Below are 21,046 nucleotides of genomic sequence, written 5' to 3'. Positions count from 1 at the left end.
TAATAATTATCGTCATGGGTCGCAAAATTTCCTGATTTTTCACTAGTAATATCGGGTTCCAGCCATGAAAGCAAATGCACTGAAAAATGATAGGCAAGTTTCAAAATCTACATCGCAATAGGTTAGAGCATCTTCAATGCTGATATATTCGACTCCACTTTCACCATTATAATCAATTGTTCTAATTGTCAAACGATTGTAAAATCTTTCAAGCTTGAGATAGTATCTGCCGCTCCTCAAAAAATAGGGTCTATGCACTTAATTTGACCTAAATGTTTAATCTGGGTGAGTAATAGTAGCCGAAAGTTGATTCCAGTGCTATAAGTTACTGTAGATTGCTGGTATGAAAGTTGAAGTTATTAAATGGAAGGGGTAGGGCATCAGCGTGTCCGAATTCATAAAAAGTGCACTCAGACTATTTGAGTTCAGGAGGAGTCTTATGAAAAAACCTGGAATTTTTCTCTTCAGCTTACTTACCTTCTTTTTACTTCATGGCTGTAGCGGCAGTGATTCGACCGCTCCCCCTGGAATAAGTGTAACCAGTACCAATGTCGCTCGTATTGACGGCACACCAGGTATACAGTTTTTTGCTAAATCAAATATGGATATCCAGCTTATTAAAGTCGTAATTATTGATCCTTTAGGGGAAGACTATGAATATAACTTTCACAACATCGTTACCATAGAAGGTGAAACTGTTCCATTACAAGCTCAGGATATTGCCTATCGAAGAATAAGTGGGAATTGGACATTCATTTTTACTGGAAGCAAAACCGGTGGTGACAGATCAACCTTTGAAGTTACTGCTGTAGTAGATGTTGTTGCATAATAATTCAACATAAAGCCTGTTTTTGAAAGGCTTTATGTTTTAGATTCTTTCATTATTACTACTGTAAAAAGATTATAAATGTTACTTTTGCTAAGATCCTTTTAAGGGCTGGTGTTGGTACTTACTGTTGGGGAAGCTGCCTTTATTACGTATTTTCCTGCGAATCGAGCTTTCCCTACCGCGATCATAGCCCAGGGGTCCCCCCAAACGGATCCTTTCACGCTTTCACCATTGACGCCCGGGGGTGACCCAGTCTACCGCCTTTAGCCCCATAAATTTCCTTTTTCTAAATCCAAATCTCTTAATCTCCAACAAATGTTACGCGCTTTCAGCGCTTAAAAGAGAGATCATAGGCCAAAGAAAGGATCATCTACAATAGAAGCCGCCCTGTTGAGCAGGAAGGAGCAGGGGGAAGGAACAATCCTTCTACAAAAACCATAGGAGATACAAATTCGTCTGTTAGCCAGATTAAACCGATGGGAATTATATGTAATACCCCAAAGGGGATTTCTATATCAGCCCCCATGGATTCTCTACCTGGGGCGATCTTTGAGCGATGAGCTGGAAAAGGAAAAGATGATCGATTATTGTTTTTTTCCACTTTCCTTCCCAGGTAAGTAAAAACTACCCGATGTTGTAACGTTTTTGGTCAAAAGTCTGTTCAATTGGCCTTAAAGGCGACTTAGCAACGAAAAAACGGGTTCTGATTTTGGTTTCTAAGTGACTTAGCAACGAAAAAACGGGTTCTGATTTTGGTTTCTAAGTGACTTAGAAAGGAAAAAACGGGTTCTGATTTTGGCTTCTAAGTGACTTAGAAATAAAAAAACGGGTTCTAATGAGGCTTTTAAGCGACTTAGAAATGAAAAAACGGGTTCTAATTTTGACTCCTAAGTGACTTAGGAGTCAAAAAACGGGTTCAAATGAGGCTCCTAAGTGACTTAGGAATAAAAATCAGAGTCCAATTTACTTAACATTATGAAGTAGAAATAAAAAAAAAGAGTTGTGATATTCATTTCTAAGTGACCGAGGAGCGAAAAAACGAGTTGTGAGATTCATTTCTAAGTGACCGAGGAGCGAAAAAACGAGTTGTGAGATTCATTTCTAAGTGACTGAGGAGCGAAAAAAAGGGTTGTGAGATTCATTTCTAAGTGACTGAGAAGCGAAAAAAAGGGTTGTGATATTCATTTCTAAGTGACCGAGGAGCGAAAAAAAGAGTTGTGAGATTCATTTCTAAGTGACTGAGGAGCGAAAAAAAGGGTTGTGAGATTCATTTCTAAGTGACTGAGGAACGAAAAAAAAGGTTGTGAGATTCATTATTCCTGCATATCCAAATACCACCAGAATATCCCGCGCTTTCAGCGCTTGGGATCTTTTTTTGCGCCTGCACCCGGGGCTGCGCCAGAAGACTGGCTTACCCCGGGCTCTTAAATTGCGCGCTTTCAGCGCTTATGAAAAAGATCAAAACCAAACTCCATTCTCCCTTCCTTCCCGCGATTAAAGCCCAGGGGTCCCCCCAAACGGGTCTACACACGCTTTCACCATTGACGCCCGGGGGTGACCCAGTCTATCGCCTTTAGCCCCATAAAAATCTCTTTTTCTAAATCCAAATCTCTTACTCTCCAACAAATGTTACGCGCTTTCAGCGCTTGGGATCTTTCTTGGCACCAATACCCGGGGCTGCGCCAGAAGACTGGCTTACCCCGGGCTATAGAATCACGCGCTTTCAGCGCTTATGAAAAAGATCAAAACCAAGCGATCGACTTTTTCTCGTGTACATTAGTATTATGGAGGATCGTAAAAGATTTGGATCTATAGCAGGAATGTTATTCCAGTTCCCTTCCTTCCCGCGATTAAAGCCCAAGGGTCCCCCCAAACGGGTCTACACACGCTTTCACCATTGACGCCCGGGGGTGACCCAGTCTATCGCCTTTAGCCCCATATAAATCCTGTTATCTATTTCCAACACCAAAGCCCGGTACATCGATAAAGTACCCCAAAGGGGTATTCTATATTAGCCCCAGGTTTCCTACCTTGAGCGGATTCTTCATAGTATATTTAAACAGTTACGCCTCTCGGCTACGCTCGAGGAACTGCTCTCGGCTAGGCTCGAGGAACTGCCGCTCAAAACTGCTTAAGCAGCCAGGGTAGGAAACCTTTCGTTGATAGAGAAAAATCTTGCAGCTATTATAGAGATAGTGCCGGTCAATCTTCTAAGATAGAAAACGTTTCAGTTTATCTGCCTGTACCAACGCCTGGATACGTCAAGAATAAAACGGAATACATATAAGTGTTGAGAAAGTCTAGCGATTACAGATGCGATACAATGCCTTCACATAGCAAACACTAACAGATTCCATTTTCAGCACTCTTTATGGATATAGGGAAGCACCGATTCGATAGTGGAGGAATTGGAGGCAAGCATTAGTAATCTGTCCACGCCAAGCGCTACACCGGAACAGGGAGGCAGATGCTTTATCGATTCTATAAACCTCTTATCAACAGGCAGTTTGGGTTTGTTAAGTTTCAGGCGCTTATTGTTATCCTGTACCATTCTTTTATACTGTTCGTCGCAGTCGGCAAGTTCCTCATATCCGTTACAGATCTCAAGGCCCTGGTGAAAAAGTTCAAAACGCAGCGCTGTGTCAGGGTTTTGGGGATTAAGTTTAGCCATGGCCGCCAGTGGAGCAGGGAAATTGTGCACAAAAAGAAGCACCTCTTTTTCCATTGATGGCTCCACAAACTCAGTCATCATGTAATTTAAAAGGTCACACTTTTCCAGGCAGTCCGGCGGGGGTCTGTTTTTATCGGAGCAATAGTTAAGCAACTCTTCCACTGATGTTTCAAGTGGATCTATACCGGTACTGAGCCTGAAAATATCCTGGTAGCTGACACACTTCACTTCTCTTTTTCCAAGCACAGAGATACATAACTCCGCAATCTCCCCAATTAGCTCTTCCATGCTCATCTCTTTTCTGTACCACTCAAGCATCGTAAACTCATGGTTATGGTTTTGACCCCATTCACCGTTTCTGAAAACCTTACAGATCTGGAAAATATCGGGGAAGCCCTGAGCAAGGAGGCGTTTCATGAGCAGTTCGGGAGAGGTTTGCAGATACAGGGTGGTGCTTTTATCAGAATCGTTGTACCCACCGGGGTGAAACCTGGTTTCAAAAATGTCCAGATAACAGTCGGTTGATGTACCATGGGAAAGCAGTGGGGTATCGACCTCCAGAACATCTCTTTGCCTGAAGAATTCCCTTATGTGAGCTAAAACCGAAGCTCGTAGTTTTGCCGATTGAATGGTAAAGTGGTGTGACATATCAGGAGTGAGAAGATGGATGTGGTGAGCACATCCATCCCCTTTATGCATTAAACCCGGCCAAGGTAATCACCGGTTCTGGTATCGATTTTAATTTTATCACCAATATTTACAAATAGCGGTACATCGACTTCGTAGCCAGTATCTATGGTTGCTTTTTTGGTTACGTTGGTAGCGGTATCACCTTTTACGGCTGGTTCGGTATAGGTAATCTCAAATTCCATAAAGGTTGGAGGGGAGACAGAAATCACCTGATTGTTCCACAGCGAAACCTCACATTCGACACTTTCTTTGAGCCATTTCACATCATCACCAAGCTGCTCTTTTTGAATTTCAATCTGATCGAAAGTTTCTGTATCCATGAAGGTATATGCTGTACCATCGGTGTACAGAAACTGCATGGTTGTTGTTGTCACATCGGCGGTTTCTATGGTTTCACCGGATTTGAAGGTACGGTCCAGTACTCGTCCTGTGATCATATTTTTTAGTTTCACTCTGTTGAAAGCCTGGCCCTTACCGGGTTTGATGAAATCATTTTCGATTATCATCCAAGGCTGACCATCCATTATGACTTTCAGCTTTTTCCTGAATTCATTTGTGCTCACTGTACCCATTTTAACATTTTCCTTCATACATAAGTTATAAAAAAAGACATTAGAAAATAAGCTATTGGATATATCTCTATCAATTAAAAACTACGCTCACCAGGAGAACAATCTGCCTTTTTATACTGATTTCGACCAAAAAAATGAGAATTCAATAAAAAAACCTCTGAAATTTAATCATATCGGTTCATTGATGTATTTTTAAGCACAATGCGTTCCTAATGATGGTTTAGAATAAAAGATAGCTGCTTTGCCTCCTTTTGTGATAAAACTACCCCGGAGAAGTGGTGAAAAATGTTTGAAAATATGATGATTCTTTCTATAGATGAAATGCTTAGCCGACTTTCACTTAGAGTTGAAGATGCGCCCTACTCAATACTGCAACATCCTCAGTTTCCGTTCTCTGTCACCTCTACCTATCTTCAGCAGATAAAAAAGGGGGATTGGTATGACCCACTGCTGCTTCAAATCCTTCCACGTGCACAGGAAGAGAAGTGTGTGAATGGGTACAGTGATGATGCTGTGGGGGATCTTTCTGCTCTCGTTGCCCCTTCGCTTCTTCATAAGTACACAAGCAGAGCACTATTGATAACCTCACAGGATTGTGCCGGAAGGTGCAGATTTTGTTTCAGACGATGCGTCAGCTTGCCTGCTTCCGGTACAAATGAAGGGAAGTATAAAGAGGCTTTAGACTACTTACGGAGTAATGAAACCATTGATGAACTCTTATTAAGTGGTGGGGAACCACTGCTTACAAAAACCTCTGAACTGGTAAGTATACTAAACAGTGTTAAAAGAATTGGCCATATTAAAACGATTCGGATTCATACACGTTTGCCTGTAACTCTTCCTCTTCGCATAGATAACTCTTTGCTGGCGCTCATTGATGAGCTGGTTAAAGAGAAAAACTGTATAATTGTAGTACACGTAAATCATGCTCAGGAAATTGGCGCTGAATGTAAGGTTGTTTTGAATAAGTTACGTTCTTTTGGTGTCACCCTACTTTCTCAAACAGTACTTTTAAAGGAGATAAACGATTCTTCGCAGGTTTTAAGTGATCTTTTTAAAACACTTATCAGTCTGGGTGTGATACCATATTACCTTCATCAGCTGGACAGGGTCAATGGGGCAGCTCACTTTGAAGTTGATGAATCCAGAGGTGTTGCCATTATGGGGCAATTACGTAAGATTTTACCTGGCTATGCCGTTCCAAGATATGTTAAAGAGATCGCCGGAGAAGCGCACAAAACAGTGATCGCCTGAGGCGCATTGCTTAAATTCCAGAGAAAAAGAGAGATGGCAACTAAAACAGTTACAATTATCGGTGCGGGTAAGGCAGGTTCGACCCTTGGAAAAGTATTGCACAGATCAGGTATATTAAAGGTTATCGGTGTTTTAGATTCATTCAAAGATAAGTCTTGGTCCGCAGCAAATTTTATAGCTCTAAAAGGGGAAACAATAACTACCGATACCTTTTTATGTTCTGATGTGGTGATGATTACAACACCAGATGATCAGATTGAAAAGTGTGCTCAAAGTCTTGCCGAAAAGAAACTGGTAGGCCCCGGGACCATTGTTTTTCACTGCAGCGGATACCATTCAAGCTCCGTACTGTCATCACTGAAAGCTCGGGGGTGTTTGGTTGCTTCAGTTCATCCGGTCAAATCTTTTGCGGATCCTGCGGTTGCATCATCCACCTTTTCTAAAACTCCCTGTGGGGGTGAAGGTGATAGTGGTGCCCTGGATCTTTTGAAGCAGGCATTTGAGGGGGCTGGTGGGATCTTTTTTGAAATCGACACAGAGAGTAAAAAGATGTATCACGCAGCAGCAGTTTTGCTTTGTGGCGGGGTAGTGGCACTGTTGAAGGCGGGGTCTGATCTGCTCTGCAGCTCGGGGCTTAGCAGTGATCAGGCAAAGATGTTACTAAACGCGCTCACGCCAGAAACTCTCAACAATGCTTTAAACCATGGATTTAGCGCTGCCTTGACGGGTCCTGTTGCCCGGGGTGATAGTGCTACGATCAGGGGTGAGCTTTCGGAACTGAAAAAAAAGAGTGCCTTATACTACGATATTTATAAGGCTTTAAGTGGTGTGTCTTTGGAGATGGTAGCTAAAGAGGCACAGATAGATCCAACTGCAATTAATGAGATGAGACATTTAATTTTCAACGATAATGAATAGGGGTGTTTAGATGTTAGAGTTTTTAAAACAGATCGACCAGGAGTTGTTTCTATTTTTTAATAGCGTTTTGATACACCCTTTTCTGGACTTTTTGCTTCCCCGTGCGACTCATCCTAATTTCTGGATTATACCTGCTTTTATAGCTGTTATTTTCTTTGTAAGAAAAGAGAAGAAGAAGGCGTTGATTGTGGTTGGTTTGTCACTTGTTACTGTTGCCATTAGTGACCCGGTCTCTGCCAGAATTCTTAAGCCCCTGTTTGGCAGACTACGGCCATCACATCCGGAGTTTTTCATTGAAGGGGGAAGGTTTCTTACCAGTATGCGAAGTTCCTTTTCATTTCCATCATCACACAGTATGAATGTGTTTGCTCAGGCTGCACTTTTTAGTTCATTTTACCCTTCAAAAAAGATATGGTTTATCCTCTTTGCTGTCTTTATCGCTTATACAAGGGTATATGTAGGAGTGCATTATCCTGCAGACGTCTTTTCGGGTGCGATATTTGGCACTGCGGTGGGATTATTTGTCTATTATGCTTACCAGACAATTACTCTAAAGTTTAAAGTAAATAAAGAAGTGAAAGGTGAATTACGGAAATAATTCACCTTTACTGTTCTTCTTCGACTGGTTCTATTATGCCGCAAGCTAACGGGATTCCGGCACCACCATCGGGTTGGGTGGTGAAATCATCTTCATCAGAATGCAGTACAATAGTTCTTCCGATAACGGAAAAGTCGGAGTCTCTTAAACCAAGCGCATTGGTGACAAAATCAATACGAGCTATACCACCCGGTCCTGCAATTATATTGGGTAGGTCACCGGCGTGTCCTGCTCCCGGGGAGAGACCGGGGGGGCCGTGAGTGCCGCTTTCACCGGGATCGAAATGTCCACCCGGCGCATCGGGGTCTTCGCAACTTCCAAACTCGTGAATATGAATCGCATAGATTCTGTTTGGTTCAAGGCCCTGTATATCGCCAAAAATATGGGTTCCATGCATGATTACCTCGGAAAAATCGATTGTACCACTAATGTCGACTTCACCAAAACTTTGCATCTGTGCTGTGGCTCTGAGAACTCCAATGTCGATTGGGTCTCTTGTTGCAGGGCATGAAAAAAACAGCAACGATACGGTGATTCCCAAAATAGTAAGACAGTTTTTGCGCATAACCACTCCTTTATCTGTTTTTTGTTTTGGTATTGAAGTAGAATAGCAATAAGAGTGCCTCTGTTTTATTGGAACAAAAAGAAAGGGGAAGGGCTTGAGAGATTTAAGAGAATGTCAGTTCGCCAGTGATAATACCGCTGGTATTTCATCTGAAGCAATAGAAGCTATAATTGAAGCAAACACCGGGTGTAGCCGGTCATATGGTGAGGATTGGTGGACAGCTAAGGCTGCCGACTCCATTCGTGAGTTTTTTGAAACAGACTGTGAAGTCTTTTTTGTTTTTAACGGAACGGCAGCAAATTCACTTGCACTTTCATCGCTCTGTAGATCCTATCAAAGCATTCTCTGTCACCAGCTGGCCCATATCGAAACGGATGAGTGTGGTGGGCCGGAGTTTTTCACTCATGGTACAAAAATTCTTACAGTTGATGGTGAAAATGGTAAGGTTAATACCGAAAAACTGGAGCATCTGATCACCAGACGAAATGATGTTCACTATCCACGGCCCAAGGTAGTAAGTGTCACTCAGCCGACTGAAGTTGGCACAGTGTATACCCCCGATGAGCTGGAAGCGGTGGGGGAACTGTCGAAAAAGTATGGATTGTTTGTTCATATGGATGGCGCTCGTTTTGCCAATGCTTTAGCGGCGCTAACGCTTTCACCGGCAGAGCTCTCCTGGAAAAGGGGAGTGGATGTACTTTGTCTGGGTGGAACAAAAAATGGAATGCCTGCAGGAGAAGCAGTAGTTTTTTTTAATAAGCAATTGGCTGAAGATTTTGACTACAGGTGTAAACAGGTCGGACAACTGGCATCAAAGATGCGCTTTTTCGCTGCACCGTGGTATAAGATGCTTAAAAGCGGAAGCTTTGTTTCCAATGCCATGCATGCTAATCGCTGTGCCGGGATTTTACAGCAAAGGATTGGGGAAATCAAACAGATTACCCGGGTTTTTCCTTGTGAAGCGAATGCTGTGCTTCTGTCGATGCCAGAATCTTTCTCTTCTGAGTTACAGGGGATGGGGTGGGAGTATTATGAGTTTTTTGTAACCGGATATAGCCGGTTTATGTGTTCCTGGAATACTGAAGTGAAGGATATCGATCTTTTGATAAATGATATGAAAGGGATTGGGGGCTAGGGATTTGCCCTCCTACCCAGTAGCTACTGCCAATGAGGCGGGCGACCCTCAAAAGTGAATTGTGAATGTGAGAATCAGGAACTTGGAATGAAAGTTGGGAATAGAGATACCGTTTGAATGATGTCTAATTTCCCATCTCCTGAAACTCTCTTGCCTGCCCGTTCCCACGCGTCTTTCTGGCTCTGTATTTGATAACACATATTTCATGATGCAATAGTAGTTATTAATCTGCGAAAGGAGTTATTGATCATGGAATGTCCTATCTGCGAAGGTGATTTCGATCTTCAAAGCGGGCACTTATGTGCTGATTGCGGAGACCTGGTCTGTCCAAACTGTTCTGAAATAGAAGACAGCTCTATCCCCAATAGTGGAAATACCTACTGTCAGAAATGTTATGACAAATTAAGCTGATCTAAAAAGATCAGCTATAGTCTAATTTGAACTATTGGCCAAAGCCAATTGTTCCGATACAAGCTGGGGCGATGTCGAGAGGGTAACAATTGTTCTCACCTTCCCGCAGCCTCCTGGTCGTTCCGTCTCTTTTATATGGGGCTAAAGGCGTTAGTTTGGGTCACCCCCGGGCGGCAATGGTAAAAGCGTGAGAGGACCCGTTTGGGGGGACCCTTAGGTAATTATCCCGGTAGGAAGTAGAAACTGGAATAAAAGATAGGAACAGAGAAAAATTCATGTTTCGCTACCCTCCATCCACTGTTTTACCAAGGCAATCCCCGAACTGGCGATTAATTTTTACAGCACGGAGCATTGTCCCGGGAAGTGTAAAAATAAACTCATAAAGCTCTAAGGTCTGGATCTGAATGAGCATAATAAACTTACTATCAAAGGATTGGTTGTTTTTACGAATAAATAATGATCGCAGATCGCACCCCCCTCCAAAAAAGAACCCTCCACGCTTGCACGTGGCAAGCAAGCCTCCTGGCGCCCCCGTGAGGAACCTTTCACTTGTCACCAGACCTTTCTGGGGGGTGGCCACTTTCGCCTCGGGCGACACGTAGAAAGAATTTGGAATGAGAAAATTTGGAATTATAGATATGAACAGAAAAAACGTATAAAAAGAATACAAGAGTCATAATATTTAGGTAAAGTTATCATTGCTCACAGCTAATATAAATGACTATTGCCACTCAAGTTCACTTTCTTCCTATACTTTACTGTACAAATCTACTATATTACATCTACATTATTATCACATTACACATCGCCCTGACCTGACCCAATTTAAGCTGGTGTATCTCTTTACCCATGTGCAGATCAGAGAAGCGAATTCACGTACACGTGTTGAGGGGGTTTCTATGGTAGTCTCAGTTGTAGTATCACTTATGTTACTGCTGTGTGGTAGTGTTTGGGCTCAGTTTCATGGGGGAACCGGGGAGGAGTTTGATCCCTGGCAGATCACAACGGCTTTTGAGCTCGATAGTATAAGAAATTACCTCGGAACAGATCACGCGGATAAACATTTCAAACTAATGAATGACATCGATCTTGGTATCTATCCCTACAATGATGGTGAGGGATGGGAACCGATCGGTGATTCGTGGACCAATTCGTATAACGGAAAACTGGATGGAAACGGATTTGAGATAGTAAATCTGTATATAAACAGAGATGAGGATCAATATATCGGCCTCTTTGGTAGACTTGGGGTTGAATCGGAAATAACTGATCTGGGGTTGGTCGATATAGATATAACCGGAGCCGAATATGTAGGTGGTCTGGCCGGTTATGGCAGTGGCATGGTCACAGGTGTTTATTGCACCGGAGAGCTCTCCGGCAATCGTGCGATTGGGGGATTACTCGGTGGGAATAATGCTACAATAGAAGACAGTTATACCACAGTGAGGATAACGGGTGAAAATGCCTGTGGAGGATTAGTCGGTTTCAATGCAGGCGAAATACGGAACTCATATTCCATCGTTCAAATCGTTGGTGAATTATCTACCGGTGGAATAGCAGGGTACAATGCTGGTAAGATTTACAAGTGTTATTCCACTGCTCAAGTAACCGGTAGTAGTGGTGTTGGAGGTTTAGCTGGTAGTAACAGTAACGGGGTAATCGAAAAAACTTTCTCTGAAGGAAATGTTTACGGTGAACGGATGGTCGGTGGACTTGTAGGTAGTAACAGAAGCCCTGGATTAATATCGGCGAGCTATTCAGTCGCAAATGTCTGGGGTGGTACCGAAGTTGGTGGTCTTGCAGGGGGGAATGGAGGGGGTGATCCAACCATTATTAACAGCTTTAGTATGGGAAATGTACAAGGTAGTGAAAGCGTGGGAGGGCTTGTAGGTAAAGCTTTCAATTCATCGGTAATAAATTCCTACTCAACAGGGCAGGTACTCGGTGATGAAGCAGGTTGGGAAAACATAGGCGGATTTATAGGGCATAGCAGGGATACAACAAACATTGTTATCGAAAACAGTTTTTGGGATATGGAAACTTCGGGGCTTCAGGAGAGTTTAGTTGGTGAAGGAAAGAGTACCGCTGAATTAAAACAGGCTGCTACATTCACCGGTTGGGATTTCGATTCTATATGGACAATTGATGAAACTCTTTCGTATCCCTATTTGAGGTGGCAGGAAGGTCCGGTGGTAAAAGCTCTTCGAAACAGGGAAAGCGCTCCTATACATAGAAATATGCATGTATTTGTCAGAGGGTCAGTTTTAACCATAGAAACCGGACTGGCACTTACCAATGCAACTGTTTCTGTTTACACACTCACGGGAAAGAGAGTATTTGTTTCGAATGGCTATAGCGGAAATAAACAAAGCGTGAAGCTTCCCTTTTTAGCTTCGGGTATGTTTCAGTATGTGGTTGTAAGTGAATGCGGGTGGAATGGTGCAGGGAGATTTGTTGTGAAGAGGTGAAATGGCGATAGTGTAATTAGTAATTACTGATGACCAATTACTAATTGAAGAAGATAAAAATTAACAATTTCCTCTTTTTCTGCTCAAAACTTATGGTCCACAGCCTCTTAATCCCGTAAATTCTTAGATACTTTATCTCTTTTATTTGGGGCTAATCTATTGCGGGAGCAAATTTGGAATACAAAGATAGATTATCCCCGCATCTTTCTCTATACTTTACTGTACAAATCTACTATATTACATCTACATTATTATCACATAACACATCGCCCTGACCTGACCCGAATCAAGCTGGTGTATCTCTTTACCCATGTGCAGATCAGAGAAGCGAATTCACGTACACGTGTTGAGGGGGTTTCTATGGTAGTCTCAGTTGTAGTATCACTTATGTTACTGCTGTGTGGTAGTGTTTGGGCTCAGTTTCATGGGGGAACCGGGGAGGAGTCTGATCCCTGGCAGATCACAACGGCTTTTGAGCTCGATAGTATAAGGAATTACCTCGGAACAGATCACGAAGATAAACATTTCAAGCTAATGAATGACATCGATCTTGGTATCTATCCCTACAATGATGGTGAGGGATGGGAACCGATCGGTGACTCGTGGACCAGTTCTTTTAACGGAAAACTGAATGGAAACGGATTTGAGATAGTAAATCTGTATATAAACAGAGACGAAGAACAATATATCGGTCTCTTTGGTAATATTGGGGTTGAATCTGAAATAACTGATCTGGGGTTGGTCGATATAGATATAACCGGAGCCGAATATGTAGGTGGTCTGGCCGGTGATGGCAGTGGTATGATCACAGGTGTTTATTGCACCGGAGAGCTCTCCGGCAATCGTGCGATTGGAGGGTTACTCGGTGGGAATAATGCTACAATAGAAGACAGTTATACCACAGTGAGGATAACGGGTGAAAATGCCTGTGGAGGATTAGTAGGGTTCAATGGAGGCGAAATACGGAACTCATATTCCATCGTTCAAATCGTTGCTGAATCAAATGGTGGTGGAATAGCAGGGTACAATGCTGGTAAGATTTATAAGTGTTATTCCACTGCTCAAGTAACCGGTAGTAGTGGTGTTGGAGGTTTAGCTGGCAGAAACAGTAACGGGGATATCGAAAAATCTTTCTCTGAAGGAAATATTTACGGTGAACGGATGGTCGGTGGACTTGTTGGTGGCAATGGGGGGCCTGCATTAATATCGGCCAGCTATTCAGTAGCAAATGTCTGGGGTAGCATCGAAATAGGTGGGCTTGCAGGTGTAAATGGAGGGGGTGATCCAACCATTATTAACAGCTTTAGTATGGGAAATGTACAAGGTAATGAAAGCGTGGGAGGGCTTGTAGGTAAAGCTTTCAATTCATCGGTAATAAATTCCTACTCAACAGGGCAGGTACTCGGTGATGAAGCAGGTTGGGAAAACATAGGAGGATTTATAGGGCATAGCCGGGATACAGCAAACATTGTTATTGAAAACAGTTTTTGGGATATGGAAACTTCGGGGCTTCAGGAGAGTTTAGTTGGTGAAGGAAAGAGTACCGCTGAATTAAAACAGGCTGCTACATTCACCGGTTGGGATTTCGATTCTATATGGACAATTGATGAAACTCTTTCGTATCCCTATTTGAGGTGGCAGGAAGGTCCGGTGGTAAAAGCTCTTCGAAACAGGGAAAGCGCTCCTATACATAGAAACATGCATGTATTTGTCAGAGGGTCAGTTTTAACCATAGAAACCGGACATACACTTACCAATGCAACTGTTTCTGTTTACACACTTACGGGAAAGAGAGTGTTTGTTTCTAATGGCTATAGCGGAAATAAACAAAGCGTGAAGCTTCCCTTTTTAGCTTCGGGTATGTTTCAGTACGTGGTTGTAAGTGAATGCGGATGGAATGGTGCAGGGAGATTTGTTGTGAAGAGGTGAAATGGCGATAGTGTAATTAGTAATTACTGATGACCAATTACTAATTGAAGAAGATAGGAGATAATCTTTAGCTCCTTTTTTAGAGAGGGTTTGTAAGGCGATAGATTGGCCTCCGTAAAAGTGTCCCAGAGCCATTATAATGACCAAAGAAATAAAGATATTGCGGGCGCCTGCCGAGGACGGCACCGGTTCTCCTCCCCTAACCTCCGTAGCAGACTACTGCCTGCCCTCCGCACGATGCTTCGGGAGGCGGGCGGAGGATGGGCAGGCTCGTCGTACCTCCTCGGTGCCTCGGTTATAGCGCTACGAGGACTCCGCTTTTTGAGGGCACTGGCACTTAAGAAAGTGCCACCTTCCCTGGCCTCCGTAGCCCTCCGCACAGCTATGTGAGGTGGGCGTAGGGCAGGCCGCCCCCCCTTGCGCGTTTTACCCATGCATTATTTGTGAACACAGTATTTGGTTTTTACCGGAGTTACTCTTCAGGATGGGAACAACCGCATTGAAAGGGTAGCAGTAAATTCCGGCGCAGAGGATATGAGTTGTGATTATGATATTCTCCAAAACTAATGCTGTTTGAGCATAAGAGCTACAGTGATCCCTAAACCGGCTTTCAGCTTTTGCGCAACATGGTAAAAATCTGGGAGCAGTACAGAGATCAGCACGAAACGGCAAAAAAGCTGCCGGTAATAGTGCCGATGGTGATCTACCATGGTGCTGAGGAATGGAAGGTTACTACCTCCATGACACATCTTTTTGAAGATATCGAAAATACGAGGGATTATATCCCCGAATTTAAAAATGAAGTGTATGATATATAACATATTCCCGATGAAGAGATCAGGGGTGAGGTCGTAACGACCTTTTTTTGTACATAGTACACTGGCTTTATTATTTGAATTGTGCAAGGGTTGGTTTTCGAGCGCTCCCTTAGCGAAAGCCGAAGGGCGAAGTCGAGGGATTCCAACACTCGTTCCTGTGACTATCAGGATGGTAACAGGTTCCCGAGTGGTCCCCGAGCGGTAGTCGAGGGGCGGAAGACGAGGGATTCCGCTATCTCTCTGCGGTAGTGGATGCCGAGGATACCGAACACTTAAATCGGGAATTCAATGAAATTGCACAGATTGGAGGAGTGACAATGCCTACAATAGCTGAAAAATGGTTTCTGGATGGAAAAGCTGAGGGAAAAGCTGAGGGGGTGATTGAAGGGAAAATTGAGGACGCCCAAAAAATGATTGCAATGGGAATGAGTGATGAGCAGATTGAAAAGATAACCGCCTTGGACAGTGAGAAGATTAAGGAACTAAGGGCAAGTAGAAAGAGTAGTTGATCAGAACCTCTGGGATACTGTAACGCGCCTTGTCCCGCTGTAAATTCCTATGCACCTTCCGCTGTGGATTTGGCATTCCGGTTATAGTATCAGAAGCATCTGAATGGGTTCCCCCTTCTCCCACACGCTACCAAACACACCGGGTTTGTCGTCTGTCAATAAGTGAAGAAGACGGGAACATTCCTTTCCTATAGATGTAACCCCAATTGAGTATTTGTATCCCGGTGCCATATCTCTGGTGTTGCGAATAGATGAAAAAGCAAATAAGAATATTCAGCTACACATCAAACTTAAGCGTTGCGGTATTATCGGCATACTACCCGAAGAGGTTACTGCTTTAGCATGGAGTGTCCTGCTCTAACTGTCTTAAAGAGCCGTTTTCCCAGGCCAGGTATTAAAACCCGATATACATGCGGAATACCAGTCTTCCCTTAGTTGTAGGACTTATTAAGTCAAATCTCCCATAGCACCCCAAAAACAACCTCTTCACGCTTACACAGGCCACAACACATGATAAATTTTACCTGCAAACTCATTTTTTCTCATCTTTCTATTGACCTGTAATCCCAATACCCTTATTTTATATAGAACACTGTTCCTAAAAATCACACACATAATGTTTACGGCAGTATGTTCTCATGAAATTATCTATCAGCAACACCGACCTTCACTGGTACAGCTCTCCTTGCGCTCGCAGTCTTCAGCGAGCTCAGAAAATTACCGATTATACATTAAAGGTGAATAACAGGGGTATTGCTTGCAATTGCTCATATAATAGTGCCGGGGTAAACTATGGCCAAATGGCATAAAGTAGTGGAACTCCACAGATTATTATCTCAAAGCAGATCTTATCTATCTAAAAGAGAGCTGGCTGATACGCTTAACACAAGCTCCGCAACAGTCGATCGCCTTATAAGAGAACTACGGTATGAGTTTGGGGCTCCGCTGAAATTTGAAAAGCGGTATAACGGCTACAGATATGATATCAGTGATGACGAGACTTTTGAGCTTCCCGGCTTATGGTTTACCACCGATGAACTCAAGGCACTTCTATGTCTGGAAGCGCTTGTCGGCACTCTACAGGAAGGTTTTCTAAGTGAAACGTTTTGCGCATTCCGCGCAAGGATTGCAAGACTGCTTAGTTCCCGGGATATCGATCTTGCAGACTGGAAAGGTCGTTTTAAGATTGTTCCCATCGCGAACCGTCCAACAAACCCATCACTGTTTACAGCTCTTACAGAAGCTGTTTTGCACCGTAAGAAAATAGATATAAGGTATTTAAAACTACAGGGCGCTATCCCTGAGGACCGGCTTGTTTCACCCCAGGCTATTATTAGGTATAAAGATAACTGGTATGTCGATGCGTGGTGTCACAAAAAGGAGGGGTTGCGGGAGTTTGCCCTGAACAGAATCCTGTCAGTTATGCCTACAGAAGAGCCTTGCAAAGAGATCTGTACCGATGAGATGAAAGCGTTTTACGGCAATTCCTATGGGATCTTTACCGGACCCGCTCAACACGTTGCGGAGATACGGTTCAGCGGCATCGCAGCCCGTGAAGTGTCTCAGCAGCTATGGCACCCTAAACAAGAGGGGTTTTGGGAAGGTGATGATGAAACCTTCACTCTAAAGGTCCCCTATGGCCATAGCCGTGAACTATTGATGGATGCATTGAAATGGGGAGCGGATGCTGAAGTTTTGAGGCCGGTGGAGTTGAGGGATGAGATTGGGAGTATCGTGGGTAGAATGAGTGAGAAATATGAAAAAGTTGAGATGGATATCAGAAATTGAGGTTGTGGGTAAGTATAATATATCTAAGTACGAGATTCGTAAAAATCAGCTTGGAATATCGTTCGGATATAAACAGAACTAAGAATCTAAACTATTTAGGATGAAAGCAAGTGGAAAACTTATCCAGTGAAATCGTTGGAATAATTTATCAATTACTTCCAGGCTTTATATCTGCCTGCATTTTCTATGTTTTTACATCATATTTAAAACCTGCTCCATTTGAAAGAATTATCCAGGCGTTAATATTTACAGCACTAACGAAGGCTTTGTTGATACTCACTAAATCGGTTTTTTTTATTTCTGAACGTTTTATAAGCTTAGGAGAATGGTCATCTAACAAAGAATTTGTGCTATCTATAGTATTTGCAGTATTATTGGGCATTGGATTGTCTTGGTGCGTCATTAATGATTTTCCATTATGGGTTTTCAGAAAAGATGGTCCGCAAAGGTGTAAAAACCCTTGTACGAGGTTTGTCGTAAAAATCTTATCCAAGCTTAATCTTACCAATAAAGCACTATATCCGTCGGAGTGGTACTCTTTTTTTAAAAATTCAGAATATTATGCTGTTTTGCATTTGGATGGGGAGCGTCGGCTGAAGGGATACCTGTGGCAATTTCCTGATAGCCCTGAAAGTGGACATTTTATAGTGATTGATCCATCTTGGCTACTTGATGATGGTACTATTGTTCCTGTTGTTTCTGTAGAAAAGGTGTTAATAAGTTCAACTGAAGTATTGCGTGTAGAGCTTATTAAATGGAATATTGAAAGTAATATAAACGATGTTGAGAAAAGCTATGGTAAAATCTATTCACTTTATAATGAAAAGGAGAATTCCTGTGTCAACTAATGCTCCAAAAAGACCAATGAATGAAGGTGTGAACAGAATCAAGCATGATGGGATGAATACGACAGCTGGGTACAATACTGGAAGAGGCGTGAACCCAATTAATAAAAGTGGTAATTCTGTCCCGCCTCCTCCACCACCTCCCCCCAAGAAGAAATAGGATTGTATATGGCTGGTCACTTTTGAATATTGGATCAGCCATATTTCGGCACAAATTTAATTAGATATAGATAACGTTAGTGTTATGGACATTTAATTTGAAAAGCGGGTAATATGATCCGAATACAAATAGGTACGGATGAACGATATTTTGGGCAACATGGGGTGGAAAGCTGGATTGTTGAGCAAATTCAAAAACGTCGGAAAAATGGAGCCATGCTTAATATGCGGGTACACATTAAACATGGTGATATAGATATGGTACTTACCACACCTGGTGCTCCGACAGGAGGTGGAGGAGGTAGAGCATTTAGATCCTTAGAAGAAGAGATTTATTCTTTATGGCTGAAATGTGGACTTGGAGAGATGGATTTCACTCATGGTAACTTAATTTCTTTTCTTGCTCAGATAAAAGCTTTGGTAAGTTAGACCGTTATGCATGAAAGGTAAGAAGTAAAATTGTATAAAAAGTGATTCAATATCCCGTAGCCTCCTGTTGTGGGAATCGAATTGAAAAAATTATTATTACTTCAGCATAATATTAACGCCATTTTTTTTTAAATATCTATTTGTAAATAATTTTAAATGAAATATATTTTACACACACAAGTACTTTATAGTAACAAACTCATTTTTAGGTACTTATCTATTGACCCATAACTATAAAATCTTTATATTATGTATACTCTTTTTTTTTTTTTTGAAATCTAACACATAACCTTCTCAACAGCATCTCTCATGAAATTCTACATCGGCAATACCGACCTTCAATGGTACAACTCCGTTTCCGCTCTCAATCCGGAAGATGTTAATTTCTGGCAGCCTGGCGGCAAAGTGGCATTTAGGGTATTGGAGCAGGGTGGACCGTTTCTGTTGAAATTAAAGGCTCCAATAAACAGAGTCGCCGGGATAGGTTTCTTTACCTCTTTTTCATTTCTGCCCATAAATTTTGCCTGGGAGATCTTTGGGCTACGTAATGGATGTCCTGATCTGGCAACATTCAGAGGGAAGATCGAGACGTATCGTGGTAATGCCAATTCATTGAAAGATAACCCCAATATAGGTTGTATTGTTCTCACCAGCCCTGTCTTTTTTGATAAGACAGATTGGCTTCCACCCCCTGAAGACTGGGCTTCTAATATTGTAGCTGGTAAAAGTTATAGTACCGACACGGTGATTGGACGTAAGTATTGGGAAAAGATTGAAGCTGTTTTGCACAAAAGTTCACTTCTTCAGGCTGCTAGTGTGGGTGAGGATCGTTTGGAGCCACAGTATATCGAGACCATTGCAAGAACCAGAATAGGGCAGGGGGCATTCAGGGTGATGATTACTGATGCCTACTCAAGGCGTTGTGCTGTTACTGGTGAGAAAACACTCCCTGTTTTGGAAGCTGCTCACATTATGCCGTACTCTGTATCTGGAATAAATACAACAGATAATGGTTTGCTTCTAAGAGCAGATCTGCATAAACTGTTTGATAATGGCTATATTACTGTGACCAAAAATCTAAGAGTAGAGGTGAGTGGTAGGATTAGGGAAGAGTTTGAAAATGGACGCGATTATTACCAGTACCAGGGTAAGGAGTTAAGATCATTACCGGCGCGGGTAAATGATATGCCGAGTGGGGAGTTTTTAGAGTGGCATAATGATAATGTGTTCAGGTGAATTAGTTTCTGTTGCCTGCGGACCGGTTTGTCTCACTCAGGTTATAAAATATAATTAGGATACTGGTATGTTGATGCGTGGTGTCACAAAAAGGAGGGGCTGTGGGAGTTTGCATTAAACAGAATCTCTTCCGTTTGTGCCCACAGATCAGTCATGCAAAGAGGTAAGTATTGATACAATGCGCCAGTTTTTCGGTAACTCCTATGGGATCTTTACTGGTCCGGCACAATCTGTTGCAGAGATCAGGTTTAGCGGTATTGCAGCCCGGGAGGTGTCTCAGGAGTTCTGGCATCCCAAACAGGAGGGGGTCTGGGAAAGTGATCAAACCTACGTTCTCAAAATCCCCTATTGCGATAGCTGTGAACTATTGATGGATGTATAGAAATATGGAGCGGATGCTGAGATTGTTAGCCCGATGGTGTTGAGGGATGAGATTGGGAGGATAGTGGGTATAATGAGTGGGAAATATGAGAAGTTGAGATGAATATCAGAAATTGAGGTTGTGGGTTTATAGATTATTGTTACTTAAGTATGTGTCATAACCGAAAATGAACTCTGGAGAATATAGTGGCAATGGATGATACTTTAGAATTACAAAGCGACACTACAAGCTTAGAAAACGAATTTTTTCAAGATAATCAAACAAACGTGAGCCCCGATATATTCCAGATGACATCCAGTGAAAAGATTTCTTCACTAACCAATATGCTGAATGAGCGCTATAATGCTGAACATAAAATGCGTGAACGAAGTACAACATTTACACTGTGGATACTAGGTCTTGGAATCGGCTTGATTTGGGGTTTGTTGGTTGAAGTACAATTAGATACATTACAAAAATTCATCACTAGTGGTTTTATTTTAACATATAGTGCAGCCTCATTCTACTTTGTTCGCGAAATCTCGAAAGGATTTTGTAACAATAGGGATGTAATAGTAAAAATTGAGAGTGCATTAGGCTTCCATTCGAATGGGTTTTACGGAAATGATATGACAATAATGCCACCTGCTTACAAAGATAAATCAAAAGATAAATCCAAGAAATTTAAAAGATTTTCACACTTTCAAACGCTGTATTTATTGTTAGTAACATCAACAGTTTTTCTGGTTTTCTTAACAATTTTAAACCCGGTCAAACAAAGATCCACGGCTCATAACAATACTATATCAAATCAATTGAAAAATCACCCAGTTATTCAGGCACCTAATCACATGGAGTAGG

General features: G+C 42.4%; 21 protein-coding genes. 16 read left to right on the top strand and 5 right to left on the bottom strand.

All coding sequences use genetic code 11. From position 1 onward, the window contains the following. Positions 1–42: 42 nt before the first annotated feature. The gene (locus QA601_15430) at positions 43–192 is read right to left on the bottom strand and encodes a hypothetical protein (protein MDG5816488.1); all 150 of its coding nucleotides are present in this window, start codon (positions 190–192) and stop codon (positions 43–45) included. A gap of 247 nt (positions 193–439) precedes the next feature. Here QA601_15430 and QA601_15425 point away from each other — a divergent pair, with 247 nt between their 5' ends. Next, on the top strand, positions 440–829 hold the full coding sequence (locus QA601_15425; protein ID MDG5816487.1) for a hypothetical protein: 390 nt from the start codon (positions 440–442) through the stop codon (positions 827–829). Between the two features lie 2,359 nt (positions 830–3,188). Here the strand turns inward: QA601_15425 and epmA are convergent. Together epmA and efp are read right to left on the bottom strand one after the other, a co-directional pair. Further along, on the bottom strand, positions 3,189–4,199 hold the full coding sequence (gene epmA, locus QA601_15420; protein ID MDG5816486.1) for an EF-P lysine aminoacylase EpmA: 1,011 nt from the start codon (positions 4,197–4,199) through the stop codon (positions 3,189–3,191). Beyond that, positions 4,199–4,762, bottom strand: a complete 564-nt coding sequence (gene efp, locus QA601_15415) for an elongation factor P (protein ID MDG5816485.1) — start codon at positions 4,760–4,762, stop codon at positions 4,199–4,201. Before efp ends, epmA begins: the two co-directional genes overlap by 1 nt. A gap of 285 nt (positions 4,763–5,047) precedes the next feature. On the opposite strand from efp, the gene QA601_15410 reads away from it, so the two are divergent. The 3 genes from QA601_15410 to QA601_15400 are packed head-to-tail and all read left to right on the top strand — an operon-like array spanning position 5,048 to position 7,532. Further along, the gene (locus tag QA601_15410; protein ID MDG5816484.1) at positions 5,048–6,016 is read left to right on the top strand and encodes a KamA family radical SAM protein; all 969 of its coding nucleotides are present in this window, start codon (positions 5,048–5,050) and stop codon (positions 6,014–6,016) included. A 33-nt stretch (positions 6,017–6,049) separates the two neighbouring features. Then, on the top strand, positions 6,050–6,934 hold the full coding sequence (locus tag QA601_15405; GenBank protein ID MDG5816483.1) for a DUF2520 domain-containing protein: 885 nt from the start codon (positions 6,050–6,052) through the stop codon (positions 6,932–6,934). A gap of 10 nt (positions 6,935–6,944) precedes the next feature. Continuing rightward, the gene (locus QA601_15400) at positions 6,945–7,532 is read left to right on the top strand and encodes a phosphatase PAP2 family protein (GenBank protein ID MDG5816482.1); all 588 of its coding nucleotides are present in this window, start codon (positions 6,945–6,947) and stop codon (positions 7,530–7,532) included. Positions 7,533–7,539: 7 nt separating this feature from the next. Here the strand turns inward: QA601_15400 and QA601_15395 are convergent, their stop codons facing one another. Next, entirely contained in the window at positions 7,540–8,097 is a 558-nt protein-coding gene (locus tag QA601_15395; GenBank protein ID MDG5816481.1) for a superoxide dismutase family protein, read from the bottom strand. 94 nt (positions 8,098–8,191) lie between these two features. Between QA601_15395 and QA601_15390 the strand changes: the two genes are divergently transcribed. Together QA601_15390 and QA601_15385 are read left to right on the top strand one after the other, a co-directional pair. Next, the gene (locus QA601_15390; protein MDG5816480.1) at positions 8,192–9,232 is read left to right on the top strand and encodes a low specificity L-threonine aldolase; all 1,041 of its coding nucleotides are present in this window, start codon (positions 8,192–8,194) and stop codon (positions 9,230–9,232) included. A gap of 249 nt (positions 9,233–9,481) precedes the next feature. Then, on the top strand, positions 9,482–9,643 hold the full coding sequence (locus tag QA601_15385; protein MDG5816479.1) for an FYVE zinc finger domain-containing protein: 162 nt from the start codon (positions 9,482–9,484) through the stop codon (positions 9,641–9,643). Between the two features lie 283 nt (positions 9,644–9,926). Here QA601_15385 and QA601_15380 read toward each other — a convergent pair whose 3' ends face one another. Beyond that, a complete protein-coding gene (locus QA601_15380; protein MDG5816478.1) occupies positions 9,927–10,160 on the bottom strand; it encodes a hypothetical protein in 234 nt (77 codons plus the stop codon). A gap of 382 nt (positions 10,161–10,542) precedes the next feature. Between QA601_15380 and QA601_15375 the strand changes: the two genes are divergently transcribed. The 10 genes from QA601_15375 (at position 10,543) to QA601_15330 (ending at position 21,045) form a co-directional block, all read left to right on the top strand. Then, positions 10,543–12,111 (top strand): GLUG motif-containing protein, encoded by a 1,569-nt coding sequence (locus tag QA601_15375; GenBank protein ID MDG5816477.1) that lies wholly within the window; start codon positions 10,543–10,545, stop codon positions 12,109–12,111. A gap of 360 nt (positions 12,112–12,471) precedes the next feature. Then, a complete protein-coding gene (locus tag QA601_15370) occupies positions 12,472–14,040 on the top strand; it encodes a GLUG motif-containing protein (GenBank protein MDG5816476.1) in 1,569 nt (522 codons plus the stop codon). Between the two features lie 617 nt (positions 14,041–14,657). Continuing rightward, positions 14,658–14,858 (top strand): Rpn family recombination-promoting nuclease/putative transposase, encoded by a 201-nt coding sequence (locus QA601_15365; GenBank protein ID MDG5816475.1) that lies wholly within the window; start codon positions 14,658–14,660, stop codon positions 14,856–14,858. Positions 14,859–15,175: 317 nt separating this feature from the next. Continuing rightward, positions 15,176–15,367 (top strand): hypothetical protein, encoded by a 192-nt coding sequence (locus QA601_15360; protein MDG5816474.1) that lies wholly within the window; start codon positions 15,176–15,178, stop codon positions 15,365–15,367. A 792-nt stretch (positions 15,368–16,159) separates the two neighbouring features. Further along, positions 16,160–17,155 carry a WYL domain-containing protein gene (locus QA601_15355; protein ID MDG5816473.1) on the top strand — a complete coding sequence of 332 codons (996 nt, stop codon included), beginning with the start codon at positions 16,160–16,162 and terminating at the stop codon, positions 17,153–17,155. Between the two features lie 110 nt (positions 17,156–17,265). Further along, positions 17,266–18,003 carry a hypothetical protein gene (locus QA601_15350; protein MDG5816472.1) on the top strand — a complete coding sequence of 246 codons (738 nt, stop codon included), beginning with the start codon at positions 17,266–17,268 and terminating at the stop codon, positions 18,001–18,003. A gap of 270 nt (positions 18,004–18,273) precedes the next feature. Beyond that, positions 18,274–18,588, top strand: a complete 315-nt coding sequence (locus QA601_15345) for a hypothetical protein (GenBank protein ID MDG5816471.1) — start codon at positions 18,274–18,276, stop codon at positions 18,586–18,588. Positions 18,589–18,897: 309 nt separating this feature from the next. After that, entirely contained in the window at positions 18,898–19,824 is a 927-nt protein-coding gene (locus QA601_15340; protein MDG5816470.1) for an HNH endonuclease, read from the top strand. A gap of 136 nt (positions 19,825–19,960) precedes the next feature. Beyond that, positions 19,961–20,206: a hypothetical protein gene (locus QA601_15335; protein ID MDG5816469.1), complete on the top strand. Its 246-nt coding sequence runs from the start codon at positions 19,961–19,963 to the stop codon at positions 20,204–20,206. A 185-nt stretch (positions 20,207–20,391) separates the two neighbouring features. Beyond that, positions 20,392–21,045, top strand: a complete 654-nt coding sequence (locus QA601_15330) for a hypothetical protein (GenBank protein ID MDG5816468.1) — start codon at positions 20,392–20,394, stop codon at positions 21,043–21,045. Position 21,046 lies beyond the last annotated feature (1 nt).

Source organism: Chitinispirillales bacterium ANBcel5 (genome assembly GCA_029688955.1).
Taxonomy (GTDB): Bacteria; Fibrobacterota; Chitinivibrionia; order Chitinivibrionales; family Chitinispirillaceae; genus Cellulosispirillum; species Cellulosispirillum alkaliphilum.
This window is presented reverse-complemented; position numbering and strand designations above follow the sequence as displayed.

What these genes read in the sequence shown, in the direction of transcription:
- QA601_15360 (MDG5816474.1), top strand. Translation starts at nt 15,176, where the DNA reads ATGCCTACAATAGCTGAAAAATGGTTTCTGGATGGAAAAGCTGAGGGA.
- QA601_15385 (MDG5816479.1), top strand. Translation starts at nt 9,482, where the DNA reads ATGGAATGTCCTATCTGCGAAGGTGATTTCGATCTTCAAAGCGGGCAC.
- QA601_15355 (MDG5816473.1), top strand. Translation starts at nt 16,160, where the DNA reads ATGGCCAAATGGCATAAAGTAGTGGAACTCCACAGATTATTATCTCAA.
- QA601_15425 (MDG5816487.1), top strand. Translation starts at nt 440, where the DNA reads ATGAAAAAACCTGGAATTTTTCTCTTCAGCTTACTTACCTTCTTTTTA.
- QA601_15375 (MDG5816477.1), top strand. Translation starts at nt 10,543, where the DNA reads ATGGTAGTCTCAGTTGTAGTATCACTTATGTTACTGCTGTGTGGTAGT.
- QA601_15400 (MDG5816482.1), top strand. Translation starts at nt 6,945, where the DNA reads ATGTTAGAGTTTTTAAAACAGATCGACCAGGAGTTGTTTCTATTTTTT.
- efp (MDG5816485.1), bottom strand. Translation starts at nt 4,762, where the DNA reads ATGGGTACAGTGAGCACAAATGAATTCAGGAAAAAGCTGAAAGTCATA.
- QA601_15345 (MDG5816471.1), top strand. Translation starts at nt 18,274, where the DNA reads ATGATCCGAATACAAATAGGTACGGATGAACGATATTTTGGGCAACAT.
- QA601_15370 (MDG5816476.1), top strand. Translation starts at nt 12,472, where the DNA reads ATGGTAGTCTCAGTTGTAGTATCACTTATGTTACTGCTGTGTGGTAGT.
- epmA (MDG5816486.1), bottom strand. Translation starts at nt 4,199, where the DNA reads ATGCATAAAGGGGATGGATGTGCTCACCACATCCATCTTCTCACTCCT.
- QA601_15340 (MDG5816470.1), top strand. Translation starts at nt 18,898, where the DNA reads ATGAAATTCTACATCGGCAATACCGACCTTCAATGGTACAACTCCGTT.
- QA601_15410 (MDG5816484.1), top strand. Translation starts at nt 5,048, where the DNA reads ATGTTTGAAAATATGATGATTCTTTCTATAGATGAAATGCTTAGCCGA.
- QA601_15395 (MDG5816481.1), bottom strand. Translation starts at nt 8,097, where the DNA reads ATGCGCAAAAACTGTCTTACTATTTTGGGAATCACCGTATCGTTGCTG.
- QA601_15405 (MDG5816483.1), top strand. Translation starts at nt 6,050, where the DNA reads ATGGCAACTAAAACAGTTACAATTATCGGTGCGGGTAAGGCAGGTTCG.